Consider the following 11,288-nt stretch of genomic DNA (forward strand, 5'->3'; position numbering starts at 1 on the left):
CGTTCGGCATCGGCGCCGCGCGGCGCGGCTTGCGCGACGCTCGGCTGGGCCGGGCGCGGGGTGGCCTCGACCAGCTCGTCGTCGGCGTCGTGGTGGGTGAACACCAGCACCAGCGCGCAGGCCGCGAACAGCGCGGCCATCACGATGTGCTTGGGCTGCGGCTTCTTCATGGCGCGCCTCCCTCTAGCGGCGCGGAGGCGGCCGAGGCGGGCGCGGCACCGGCCGGCGAGACGATCGCGATCTCGGTGAAGCGGCGCGTCGAGCCGCCGGGCTGGGCGCTCAGGTCGATCACATGCACCGGCGCGGCGGCCGAGGCGGGGATGGCGCTCGCCGCGGGCGTCGTATCGATGGGCCGGGATGGCGCTTCGATGGCACGCGTGGGCGACGAGGCGGAAGCGGCGGCCGGGCGAGCCGCGACGGCGGAAGCGGGTTTTGCTTCCGGGGAATGGGGCGATGGAGCCGATGCGGTAGCTGCGGCCAGGGCTGCCATGCGTGCCGAGCCGCCGAGTGTCGCCTTGGCTTGGTCCGCGTGCGGCGTCGCCGATTCGGCGGCCAGGGCCGCCATGCGCGCCGAGCCGCCGAGCGTCGCCTTGGCTTGGTCCGCGTGCGGCGTCGCCGATTCGGCGGCCAAGGCCGCCATGCGTGCCGAGCCGCCGAGCGTCGCCTTTGCCTGATCCGCATGCGGCGTCGCCGATTCGGCGGCCAGGGCCGCCATCCGCGCCGAGCCGCCGAGCGTCGCCTTTGCCTGATCCGCATGCGGCGTCGCCGACTCGGCGGCCAAGGCCGCCATGCGCGCCGAGCCGCCTAGCGTCGCCTTTGCCTCGGCCGCCTGCGGAATCGCCGAGCCAGCCGCCTTCGCGTTTTCTGGCTTCGCAATCACACCGGGAGCCGAAGCGGCCGATGGCATCGTCGCCGCGCGCTTCGCTACCACGCCGCGAGCCGGTGCCGCCACCGGAACCGGCATCGCGATGCCAGCCGCGCCAGGTGCGGGCGCCGCTCGACTTGCCGTCGCCGGCGCCACGGGTTTCGTGTCGCGCGCGACGGCGGCGTGAACCGCCGGCACCGCCGGAGACACCGTCTCACCACGCTCGCCCGGCTGCCGCGCTGCGTGCGTTGCCGTCGCCAGCGCCGGCAGCGTCACCGGCGACTTCGGCACCGACGTCACCGCGCTCACCGGCTTGGCCGCCGTCGCCTCGCCATGCGCCTGCGCATTCACCGGCACCACCGCCAGCGGATGCGGGCTCACCGCGCCCGAGGTCGGCAGCGGCACGAAACCGTCACCGGATGCCAGCGCGCGCCGGGTCGTATCGATCGTCGACGCGGCTTGCGGCATCGCTGCCGCCGACTTCGCCGCAACCGCCGAAACCGCGACCGCCGCCCCGCTCGCCGAAGCCGCGCTTGCCGCCGCCACCCCACTCGCAGGCGCACCGGCCACCGCCGTCGCCGAAGCACCGGAAGCCGCCCCCGCCGCCTCGATCGCCGCCACCTCCGACGCGCTCAGCGGCGCGATCGTCACCGGTCGCAGGAAAGCCGTGAAGCGCAGGTTCGCCTCCACGCCGGCATCGTTGGCCGAGCCGCGCTTGAAGCGCATGTCGTCGAGCGCCGCGTAGGGCACGGCCAGCAGCACCTTCTCGCTGAACAGCCGCAGCTTCGCGTAATCGCCCTTCACCGGCAGCACGATGGTGTAGGTATCGAAGCGCCCGGGCGTGTCGTGCCCCGGCTTGTACTCGGCCTTGTCGAGCGTGACGCCGGCCGCGGCCGCGGCCTCGAACAGGCGCGTCACGATCTCGCCGGTGTGCGCCGAATCGCCCAGCCCGCGATAGAAGCCGGCCAGCCGATCGGCGGCCAGCTCGGGCGCCGAGATCACCGGTTTGGGCGGCGGCAGCGTGGCCAGGCGCGCCGCCGAGCGCGTCTCGTCCTCGACGCGTGCGGCCATGCCGGGCAGCACGCCGAGCCACAGCAGCGCGGCGCAGACCAGCGCCGCGCCGGCCGCCAGGGGCCCGGTGCCGAAGCGCGCCAGCGCGAGGCGCAGCCGCAGCAAGCCGCGCGCGAGGGATTGCAGGTTCACGATCCGCTCCCCCGCCATTGCACCTCGACCTGGAACCGCAGCACCGGGTCCATGCCGTCCTTCACGAGCTCGTGCCGGGTCAGCGTCACGCGGCCCAGCAGCGGCTGCCTGCCGAGCGCGGCCAGGTAGTCGAGCAGGTCCTGGCTGCCCGCGCATTCGGCCTCGATGCGGATCAACGCGCGCGCCGGCTCGGGGGTGATGCTCATCAGCGCGATCTGCGCCGGGGTGGCCGCCTCGATCGAATCGAGCAGCGCGTCCCAGGGCAGGTTCAGGCGCGCCACCGCCAGGTTGACGGCCGCCGCCTGCTTGGCGTCGACCGGCTCGCGGTGCACGCGCTGCGCCGCGCGCAGGATCCGCTCGTTGCGCTCGACGATGCGCGCGGTCTGCGCGTCGAGCGCCTGCAGCCTGACGATCAGCGTCTGCGCGCGCCACGCGGCCACGCCGCACAGCAGCAGGCCGACCAGCGCGAGCCAGCCGGCCGCGCCTCGCCGCACGCTACTGCTCCTGCGTCTGCACCGACAGCCCGCGCAAGGGCAGCGGCTTGCCGCCGGCCGCCCCCGACGGGACCACCCTGACGTCCAGCCTCGCGCTCGCGGCGGCGCCGCTCAGGTTGGCGAACGCGCCGAGCGCCCTCGGCAGCGGCAAGGCGAAGGTCGCGTCGTGCGCCATCTTCATGCCGTGCATGGTCGGCCCGAAGAACGCGACCGTGCCCGCGTAATACGGGCTGTCGGCCTCGACCCGGGTGACGTCGGCGGGGGCGTTGACCAGCACGTCGAACTCGCGATCGATCGAATCGCCTTCCGGACGCGGCAGCGTGATGCTCGCGATCGGCGCCGGCTGCTGCTCGTCGCCGAGATACGAGCGGATCAGCTCGGTCGGCACGGCCACCGACGCGCCCGAGGCGCTGAGCACGCCCTTCAGGCCCAGCGCCTTGCGCGCCGCCCGCTCGCGCTGCTCGCCGGCATCCAGGCCGAAGCCCGGCTGGTAGTCGTAGTCGAACTTCGACATGTTCACGTAGTCGCCCGCCGAGCCCGATACGTATTGGCCCGCGCCATTCACGTAGAACAGGAACGGGTCCGAGGCGAACGAATTCCAGTCGGCCCCGGTGGGCAGCGTCGGCCGCCCGTAGGCGAGCTGCTTGCGGGTCCAGACGTCTCACAGCCGGTCCATGTTGGCGTGATGCAGGAAGAAGATCGGGTCGACCGGCGAGAGGAAGTTGGTCATGTTGCCGAACGGCCCCGGCGACACCGGCCCGACGCCGCCGATGTAGTTATGCACCTTGTTGTGCGGCAGGCCCTCGAGGATCGAGAACTGGGTGGTGCCGTCGGGCTGGATCACATGCGAGCTGGTGCGCGAGCTGGTGAAGCTGTTACCGATGTCGGGGCTGTAGAACAGCGTCGGCTGCAGCCCGGAGCGGATCACGCCGGGCGACACGTCGTAGGCCGTCTTCGAGTCGAGTTTCGGATTGTCGCGCGACAGGTAGCGAGCGCCGCAGGTGATCGCATAGGCCATGTTGCCCGAGATGCCGGCGTTCATCGAGGCACTGAAGCCCGTCACGTCATCCCAGAGCTGGTTGAACACGGCATAGCCCCGCGCGCGCTGCTGGGCGCGCTGGAAGCCGGTGAGCCGGTTATTCCAGTAGTCCTGCAGCGCCGGCTGGATGAAGCTCGTGAAGCGCGCCAGGTTGCCCGTGTAGGGCACGTAGGCGGCGTCGGTCGGCGTCAGCACGCCGTCGAACATCGCGGCCGGGATCTCGGGCAATTGCGTCCAGTCCCAATAGGGCAGCGCGAACGAGGCGTCGCCGCTCAGGTTGCGGATGGTCTGCTCGAAATAGCCGATGTAGCCGCGGTGCCAGACATAGAACCACCAGTTGCCGTGCGGGCAATCCATCATGTGGATGAAGGCGTTGCGAAACCAGTTCTGCGGATGCGTGGCCGGCAGCGCGAGCATCGCGGCGATGCCGCGCGCATAGCTGCGCAGCATGCGCTGGCCGTCGGCGCTGGTCACGTTGTAGCGGCGGTAGCGCGCCGCCGCCGCGTTCGCGGCCTCCTCGGCAAACACGCGCTTGCCGTTCAGCATGAGCATCGATGCGCCGACGGCTGCCCCGGCCGTCATCAGAAAATCGCGGCGTGTGGTGTTCGACATCCTGTGGTCCCTCCTGGCTTTTCACGAAATCCGTGGCCCACGGCAGATCGCGGGCACGGCCGTCTGCATGCGCGACGCGGCAAGATGCGCGGCGCGCGTCCTTCGACATCAAACGGGAAATGCGAATGCCTGATCGACAGGAATCGTCCGGATTCGAGATCCGGTAAATCGTCGAGCGATTCGCCGGTGGACGGATTCAGGATTTTGTTTGAATGGATAGTAGGAGCGGGATCGACGGAAATCAACGAAAACAATCACACCAACGGCAATCTCGATCCGGACGAAAGCCTTGCAGGCACTGGCTTCGTGCGATTTACTCAATGCCGGCGCCGGTCGTTTTTATTTTGGAAACGAAGATCGAGATAATCGCCGCTCCTCGGGACGAAAAATCCTCGATTAACAATTACCTATGTTTTCCGATTCGCGAACGGAATCGAAAACAAGTGAAATCGCGACCCGCTCGTCACCATTCATGGGCCGGCATGCGCAACGGGCGGCACCGCTTCCGGCGCCGCCCGCTTTCGATCCGGCGAGTCGGTGGCTCAGCGCTCGCGCCGCCCCGCCGCGAGCGCGGCCGCGCCAGCCGCCGGCGTCGCCTGCCGCGACTGCCGGGCCAGCACCAGGGTGAGCACCGCCGACAGCGCGAGGCTCGCGCCCACCACGTAGAGGCCGGCCGCGTAACCGCCCGTCACGCCCTTGAGCCAGCCGATCGCGAACGGCCCGACGAAGCCGCCGAGGTTGCCGATCGAGTTGATCATCGCGATCCCGGCCGCCGCGCCCGAGCCCGACAGGAACAGGCTCGGCATCGCCCACAGCGGCGCCTTGGCGGCGCTGATGCCGACATTGACGACCACCAGCGCGGCGATCACGCCGACGATGGTGCTCGAGCCGCCCGCGAACACGAAGCCGACGCAGGCCAGCGCGCAGGGAATCACCACGTGCCAGGTGCGCTCGCCGCTGCGATCCGAATGGCGCGCCCAGAGGATCATCGCCACCACCGCGAGCACGCTCGGGATCGCGTTCAGCAAGCCGGTCTGCAGGCTGCCGAAGCCGTATTGGCGGATGATCAGCGGCGCCCACAGCCCGAGCGTGTAGAGCCCGGCCGAGGTGCCGAAGTAGATCAGCGCGAGCGCCAGCACGCGCGGGTCGCGCAGCGCGGCGATCGGGCCGATGGTGTGGCCCACGCGCGCCTGGCGCGCATCGGATTCGCCGCGGAGCTTGTCGATCAGCCAGGCGCGTTCCTCGTCGGCCAGCCAGCGCGCGTCGGCGGGCCGGTCGGTCAGCGCGCGCAGCACCACGAAGCCGAGGATCACCGCCGGCACCGCCTCGATCACGTAGAGCAGTTGCCAGTCGGCCAGGCCGAACATCGGCGGCAGCTGCATGATCGCGCCCGACAGCGGCGAGCCGAGCGCCGTCGAGATCGGCGCGGCCGCCATGAACCAGGCCGCCGCGACCGCGCGCTGGCGCGTCGGGAACCACTGCGCGAGGTAGTAGATGATGCCGGGGAAGAAGCCCGCCTCGGCCACGCCGAGCAGGAAGCGCACCGAGTAGAAGCTGGCCGGCCCGGTGACCAGCGCCGAGGCCGCCGAGACGATGCCCCAGGAGATCATCACGCGCGCGATCCAGACGCGCGCGCCGACCTTGCTGAGGATCAGGTTGGACGGCACCTCGAACAGGAAGTAGCCGATGAAGAACAGCCCGCCGCCCAGGCCGAAGGCGGTGGGCGTGAGGCCCAGCTCGGCGTTCATGGTCAGCGCGGCGAAGCCGACGTTGACGCGGTCCAGGAAGCTGACGAAGTAAAGCAGCATCACGAACGGAATGATCCGCCACATGAGCTTGCGGGTGACGCGGCGCTCGAGATCGGTTTGCATGCATGTCTCCTGCGGCCACGCGGCACGGCATCGCGCCGCGGGCCGGATGTTCGGGTGCGTCGGGCTCTCGTCGATCCTGCTCGGCCCTGATCGCGATAGCGGCGCGCCCTCGCCGCCGTGCAGCCGGGGCGCGCCGCCTGCGGCTTGCTCAGGCGGCCACCGCCGCGCCGTGCGCCACCAGCGCGCAGACCGCCTCGGTCACCTGCTCGGTGCGGGCCTGCCCGCCGAGATCGCCGGTATGCAGCGCCGGGTTCGCGGTCACCGCCTCGACGGCGCGCATCACGCGCGCGGCCGCCTCGGGCTCGCCCAGGTGCTCGAGCAGCATCACCACCGACCAGAAGGTGCCGATCGGGTTGGCGATGCCCTTGCCCATGATGTCGAAGGCCGAGCCGTGAATCGGCTCGAACATCGAGGGATAACGGCGCTCGGGATCGATGTTGCCGGTCGGCGCGATGCCCAGGCTGCCGGCCAGCGCGGCGGCCAGGTCGCTGAGGATGTCGGCGTGCAGGTTGGTGGCGACGATGGTGTCGAGCGAGGCCGGGCGGTTGATCATGCGCGCCGTGGAGGCGTCGACCAGCTCCTTGTCCCACTTCACGTCCGGGAATTCCCTGGCGACCTGGGCGGCGATCTCGTCCCACATCACCATCGCGTGGCGCTGCGCATTGCTCTTGGTGATCACCGTCAGCAGCTTGCGCGGCCGCGACTGCGCGAGCCGGAACGCGAAGCGCATGATCCGCTCGACGCCGGCGCGCGTCATCATCGACACGTCGGTGGCCGCCTCGATCGGGTGGCCCTGGTGCACGCGCCCGCCCACGCCCGCGTATTCGCCTTCCGAGTTCTCCCGCACGATCACCCAGTCGAGGTCGCCCGGGCCGCAGCGCTTGAGCGGCGCGTCGATGCCGGGCAGGATCCGCGTCGGCCGCACGTTGGCGTATTGGTCGAAGCCCTGGCAGATCTTCAGGCGCAGGCCCCACAGCGTGATGTGGTCGGGCACGTCGGGGTCGCCGGCCGAGCCGAACAGGATCGCGTCCTTGTCGCGCAGCGCGTCGAGGCCGTCGGCCGGCATCATCACGCCGTGCTGGCGGTAGTAGTCGGCGCCCCAGTCGAAATCCTCGAAGTCGAAGCGAAAGCCGGCGTCGGCGGCGGCCAGCGCCTCGAGCACGCGGCGGCCGGCGGGAATCACTTCCTTGCCGATGCCGTCGCCGGGAATGGTGGCGATCCGGTAGGTCTTCATGCGGGTGTCTCCGATTGACTGTCTGTTGGTGGACAGACGGTAACGCGCCGGCCGCCGCGAAAACCGGTGCTAGACTCAAAGCATCTTTAACTTCCATTCACAAGTGAGCGACGTGAGCGATGCCGTCCAGCCCGCCGACCTGGCCTTCTTCTCGACGCTGGCCGCCTCCGGCAGCCTCAGCGCCGCCGCGCGCGAGCTGGGCCTGACGCCGGCCGCGGTCAGCAAGCGGCTGGCGCAGATGGAGCAGCGCGCCGGCGTCGCGCTGGTCAACCGCACCACCCGGCGCATGGCGCTCACGCCCGAGGGCGAGGTCTACCTGGAGCGCGCGCGGCGCATCCTCGACGAGATCGAGCAACTGGGCGAGCTGCTGTCGCGCTCGAACGACCGGCCGCGCGGCCTGCTGCGCGTGAACGCCACGCTCGGCTTCGGGCGCAGCGCGGTGGGCCCCGCCATCTCGCGCTACGCGCGGCGCTATCCCGAGGTGGAGGTGCAGCTGCAGTTGTCGGTCACACCGCCGCCGCTCACCGACGACAGCTTCGACGTCTGCATCCGCTTCGGCGAGCCGCCCGACACGCGCGTGGTGGCGCGGCGCCTCGCGCCGAACCGGCGGCTGCTGTGCGCCTCGCCCGCCTACCTGGCCGAGCGCGGCATGCCGCGCAAGCCGGCCGACCTGGCGCGCCACAACTGCATCGGCATCCGCCAGGGCGACGAGGCCTATGGCGTCTGGCGGCTGACCCAGGCACGCGGCGCCGCGCGCGCCACCGAGGCGGTGCGCATCGGCGGCAGCCTCACCACCAACGACGGCGAGATCGCCGTCAAGTGGGCGCTCGACGGGCACGGCATCCTGATGCGCGCCGAATGGGATATCCACGACTACCTGGCCGACGGGCGCCTGGTGCTGGTGCTGCCGGGCTACGAAACGCCGGCCGCCGATATCTATGCCGTCTATCCGCGGCGCCTGCAGATGTCGGCGCGGGTGCGCAGCTTCGTGGATTTCATCGCGGGGGAGTTCGCCCAGCCGCGCGTGCTGCCGGCGCCGGGGGCAAGGGCGAGAACGGCAGGCGACACGCCGGCCGCCGCGCGCGACGCCGCGACACCGGATCGGCCGCCCAAGCGCCGTCGCCCGGCACGATAAGGCCCGGCGAGGCGGCAAAAGGCGGCAAGAGACGGCAAGACGCGGCCCGCCGCATCCCGCGCCGCGCCTGCCCGCGACCATCCCGGATTGCCGCCCGGCGCGCCGCGATGCTATCGTCGGCCGGTGCGGCACGCAGGCAGCCGCACTTCGCCCCGCCCGCCACCGCCCGCCCGGTTCCCGATGACAGCCAGCACGCCCGACCCGCAGCGGCCGACCACCCTCGGCCTGTTCCTGATCTTTTCCCGCATCGGCCTGACCAGCTTCGGCGGCGGCCTGAGCGGCTGGTTCATGCGCGAGTTCGTCCAGGATCGCGGCTGGCTCAGCGAGCAGGAATTCCTCGACGGCCTGGCGCTGTCGCAGGCGCTGCCCGGCGTCAACGTGAAGAACCTGGCGATCTGGGTCGGCTACCGGCTGCGCGGCTGGCCCGGCGCGATCGCCGGCTTCTGCGGCATCATCTTCCCGCCGGCCGTGGTGATCGTGCTGCTCGGCCTGCTGTTCGCCGAGATCACGCGCTACCCGATCGCGCACATCGCGCTGGCCGGCGCGGCCGCCGCCGCGATCGGCCTGTCGCTGTCGATGGCGCTCACGGCCGCGCGCCGCCTGCCGCGCCGCGTGGTGCCCTACGCGGTGTTCGCGGCCACCTTCGTGGCGGTGGCGGTGTTCAAGGTGCCGGTGCTGTGGACCGTGCTGACGGCCGGCGTGCTCAACGTCGGCTACGAGTACCGGCGCCTGCGGCGCGGCGGCGGCGACTGAGGCCGGCACCATGTCCCGTACCCTCTACGCGCTGTTCGCCATGTTCGCGCCGCTGTCGGTGGCCACCGTCGGCGGCGGCCAGACCATCATCGCCGACATGCAGCGGCAGGTGGTCGACGTCCACCACTGGATGACGCACGCGCAGTTCGTCAACGATTTCGCGATCGCTCGCCTGGCGCCGGGCCCCGGCTCGCTGCTCGCCACCCTGGTGGGCTTCCAGGTGGGCGGCGTGGCCGGCGCGCTGGTGGCCACGCTCGCGCTGTTCGGCCCGACCGCCTTCCTGATGATCGCGGTGGCGCACATGACCTCGCGGCACCACGACGCGCCCTGGCAGCTCGCGCTGCAGGCGGGCCTGCGGCCGGTGGCAGCGGGCCTGATCCTGGCAGCCGTCTATACGCTGGTGCAGGGGCTCGACGGCGGCTGGATCGCGATCGCCACGGCGCTGGTGTCCACCGCGCTGGTGATGCGCACCCGCGTCAACGCGCTGGTGCTGATCGCCGGCGGCGCGGCGCTGTTCGCGACGCTGCATGCGCTGGGCGTGCTCTGAAACAGCGGCACGGCGCGATCCGGACCGGCGCGACACGCAGCCGCCAAAACACGACATGCGACAGACATTGCCGTGAAAATAAGCGCCAGCGCATATCCAAACCGCCTGTCATGGGACACAATGGATTCGTTGGGCGCTGCCCCTAGGTGCCCAACCTGCAGAGTTGAGACGATTAGCAGACCGCTCCTCGCGAGCGGTCTCTTTTTGTCCGCGCAGCCTCGATGGCTGCCACGGCCTCGACGATCCTGCGCCGCCCCTCGTCCCCTTCCGTCGCTCCCTCCCGCCGCGTCGATGTCACCATCCCCGGCGCCTCGCGTCACCGCCTCACGTCACCGCCTCACGTCACGTTACGCGGACGTAACACCACCACCGCGCGCCAGCCCATTTGTTAAAGCCAGGCCTTGATTCCACACGTTTTTTTCGATTGGCATCCTTATTGCATAAAAGCCTGCAACACCGCCAATCACCACGTATGTGGAGCTTCACATGGACATCGCAGGCGTCGCCCACCCGCTGCTGGATATCAACGACTTCGACGTGATCGACGGCGACACGCTGATCATGGAATCGCGCCGCGCAGCGCCGGTTCGCGCCGAGGCACTGCCCGGCGTCGACCTGCCGCCGCTCACGCTCTACGGCGCCTATCGCCAGGGCGTGGCCGACTACTTCGCGCGCCGACCGAATCCGTATCGCCTCGGCAGCCGGCTCGCCGATGTCTGGCAGGAAGGCCGGCTCGAGGCCGCGGCGCGCAGCACTCGCCGGGCACACTGACACAGGAAAGGGACGACGATGGCGCGGCAGCGCCGCCATCGCGCATCACCGGGCTTCGCCACCCGCCTCGCGGCCGGCGCCCGGATCGAGGATCCAGGCAGATAACACAACAGGCAAACCGCTCAGGCGGACAGGGACCAGTCGAACAGCGCCGCCTTCAGGCGCGTGATTTCCGCCTCGGCCATCGCGTCGAGCGCGACATGATGAAGCCAGGCCGGCTCGGCCTCGGGCTGATGCGTCAGCCCGCGCAGGCTGCCGGTCAGCGTCAGCGCTTCCACCGCGCCATCCCTGGCCGCCACCGGCAGCGTGACCCGCAAGCTCTCCCCCGCCTTGCCCAGCTCCCGGTCGACCGCGATCGACAGGCCGCTCGCGCTCACGTCGAGCACCAGCCCCGTGCCCTGCGCGCCGGACAGCACATAGCGCGCGGCGAGCCGCACCGCGACGCGCGTATCGCGCCGCTCGCGCACGCGCTTGAGGTTGCCGGGCGCCGACAGGATCAGGTACGGCGCCGGCTCGAATGCCACCGCCTCGACGAAGGCCGTGAACCAGTAGACCGCCGACTGCCCGATCGCCATCGCCTCGATCGCCTCGCCCGGCGTCAGGTCCACCGCGCGCGGCTGCAGGGGCCGCACGAACAGCGGCCCGGCCGGATGCACGCCGAGCACCCGGAAGCGGCTCATCTGGCGCGTCGACCCCGCGCGCCGGCGCAGGCCGAGCGTCGCGTCGGCGGGCAGGCTCAGGCGCGGCGCGGCAGGGGCCGCTTC

At 71.0% G+C, this 11,288-nt stretch carries 12 protein-coding genes; 5 read left to right on the forward strand and 7 right to left on the reverse strand.

Features of this window, described 5'->3' with window-relative positions; translation table 11 throughout:
* Positions 1-166 precede the first annotated feature (166 nt).
* From F3J18_RS37935 to F3J18_RS37945, 4 genes are all read right to left on the reverse strand, one after another.
* On the reverse strand, positions 167-1,783 hold the full coding sequence (locus F3J18_RS37935; RefSeq protein WP_205195650.1) for a hypothetical protein: 1,617 nt from the start codon (positions 1,781-1,783) through the stop codon (positions 167-169).
* Positions 1,784-2,064: 281 nt separating this feature from the next.
* Positions 2,065-2,562 carry a pilus assembly protein gene (locus F3J18_RS32300; RefSeq protein ID WP_205195651.1) on the reverse strand — a complete coding sequence of 166 codons (498 nt, stop codon included), beginning with the start codon at positions 2,560-2,562 and terminating at the stop codon, positions 2,065-2,067.
* Position 2,563: 1 nt separating this feature from the next.
* The gene (locus F3J18_RS37940; protein WP_205195652.1) at positions 2,564-3,127 is read right to left on the reverse strand and encodes a hypothetical protein; all 564 of its coding nucleotides are present in this window, start codon (positions 3,125-3,127) and stop codon (positions 2,564-2,566) included.
* A 96-nt stretch (positions 3,128-3,223) separates the two neighbouring features.
* Positions 3,224-4,153 (reverse strand): tyrosinase family protein, encoded by a 930-nt coding sequence (locus F3J18_RS37945; RefSeq protein WP_205195653.1) that lies wholly within the window; start codon positions 4,151-4,153, stop codon positions 3,224-3,226.
* Here F3J18_RS37945 and F3J18_RS37950 point away from each other — a divergent pair.
* Complete coding sequence (locus F3J18_RS37950; protein ID WP_167219439.1) at positions 4,146-4,346, forward strand: hypothetical protein; 201 nt, start codon at positions 4,146-4,148, stop codon at positions 4,344-4,346. The genes F3J18_RS37945 and F3J18_RS37950 overlap by 8 nt on opposite strands.
* A gap of 409 nt (positions 4,347-4,755) precedes the next feature.
* Here the strand turns inward: F3J18_RS37950 and F3J18_RS32310 are convergent, their stop codons facing one another.
* The gene (locus F3J18_RS32310) at positions 4,756-6,084 is read right to left on the reverse strand and encodes an MFS transporter (protein WP_166916166.1); all 1,329 of its coding nucleotides are present in this window, start codon (positions 6,082-6,084) and stop codon (positions 4,756-4,758) included.
* 148 nt (positions 6,085-6,232) lie between these two features.
* Complete coding sequence (locus tag F3J18_RS32315; RefSeq protein ID WP_013691650.1) at positions 6,233-7,318, reverse strand: tartrate dehydrogenase; 1,086 nt, start codon at positions 7,316-7,318, stop codon at positions 6,233-6,235.
* Positions 7,319-7,430: 112 nt separating this feature from the next.
* Here F3J18_RS32315 and F3J18_RS32320 point away from each other — a divergent pair, with 112 nt between their 5' ends.
* The 4 genes from F3J18_RS32320 (at position 7,431) to F3J18_RS32335 (ending at position 10,524) form a co-directional block, all read left to right on the forward strand.
* Positions 7,431-8,453: a LysR substrate-binding domain-containing protein gene (locus F3J18_RS32320; RefSeq protein ID WP_166916168.1), complete on the forward strand. Its 1,023-nt coding sequence runs from the start codon at positions 7,431-7,433 to the stop codon at positions 8,451-8,453.
* A 180-nt stretch (positions 8,454-8,633) separates the two neighbouring features.
* A complete protein-coding gene (locus F3J18_RS32325) occupies positions 8,634-9,206 on the forward strand; it encodes a chromate transporter (protein ID WP_025098444.1) in 573 nt (190 codons plus the stop codon).
* A 10-nt stretch (positions 9,207-9,216) separates the two neighbouring features.
* Positions 9,217-9,753 (forward strand): chromate transporter, encoded by a 537-nt coding sequence (locus F3J18_RS32330; RefSeq protein ID WP_013691653.1) that lies wholly within the window; start codon positions 9,217-9,219, stop codon positions 9,751-9,753.
* 486 nt (positions 9,754-10,239) lie between these two features.
* Positions 10,240-10,524, forward strand: coding sequence for a hypothetical protein (locus F3J18_RS32335; protein ID WP_025098443.1), 285 nt, complete (start codon positions 10,240-10,242; stop codon positions 10,522-10,524).
* 122 nt (positions 10,525-10,646) lie between these two features.
* On the opposite strand, the gene F3J18_RS32340 is transcribed toward F3J18_RS32335, so the two are convergent.
* Positions 10,647-11,288 (reverse strand): PilZ domain-containing protein (locus F3J18_RS32340; RefSeq protein ID WP_166916170.1); only part of this gene is annotated, 642 nt, incomplete at its 5' end.

The sequence above is a fragment of the Burkholderia sp. Ax-1720 genome (genome assembly GCF_011753035.1).
Taxonomy (GTDB): domain Bacteria; phylum Pseudomonadota; class Gammaproteobacteria; order Burkholderiales; family Burkholderiaceae; genus Burkholderia; species Burkholderia gladioli.

Bases quoted from the DNA above. Each gene is read 5' to 3' on its own strand.
- F3J18_RS37950 (WP_167219439.1), top strand. From the start codon at position 4,146: ATGAGCATCGATGCGCCGACGGCTGCCCCGGCCGTCATCAGAAAATCG.
- F3J18_RS37945 (WP_205195653.1), bottom strand. From the start codon at position 4,153: ATGCTCATGCTGAACGGCAAGCGCGTGTTTGCCGAGGAGGCCGCGAAC.
- F3J18_RS32310 (WP_166916166.1), bottom strand. From the start codon at position 6,084: ATGCAAACCGATCTCGAGCGCCGCGTCACCCGCAAGCTCATGTGGCGG.
- F3J18_RS32315 (WP_013691650.1), bottom strand. From the start codon at position 7,318: ATGAAGACCTACCGGATCGCCACCATTCCCGGCGACGGCATCGGCAAG.
- F3J18_RS32325 (WP_025098444.1), top strand. From the start codon at position 8,634: ATGACAGCCAGCACGCCCGACCCGCAGCGGCCGACCACCCTCGGCCTG.
- F3J18_RS32330 (WP_013691653.1), top strand. From the start codon at position 9,217: ATGTCCCGTACCCTCTACGCGCTGTTCGCCATGTTCGCGCCGCTGTCG.
- F3J18_RS32335 (WP_025098443.1), top strand. From the start codon at position 10,240: ATGGACATCGCAGGCGTCGCCCACCCGCTGCTGGATATCAACGACTTC.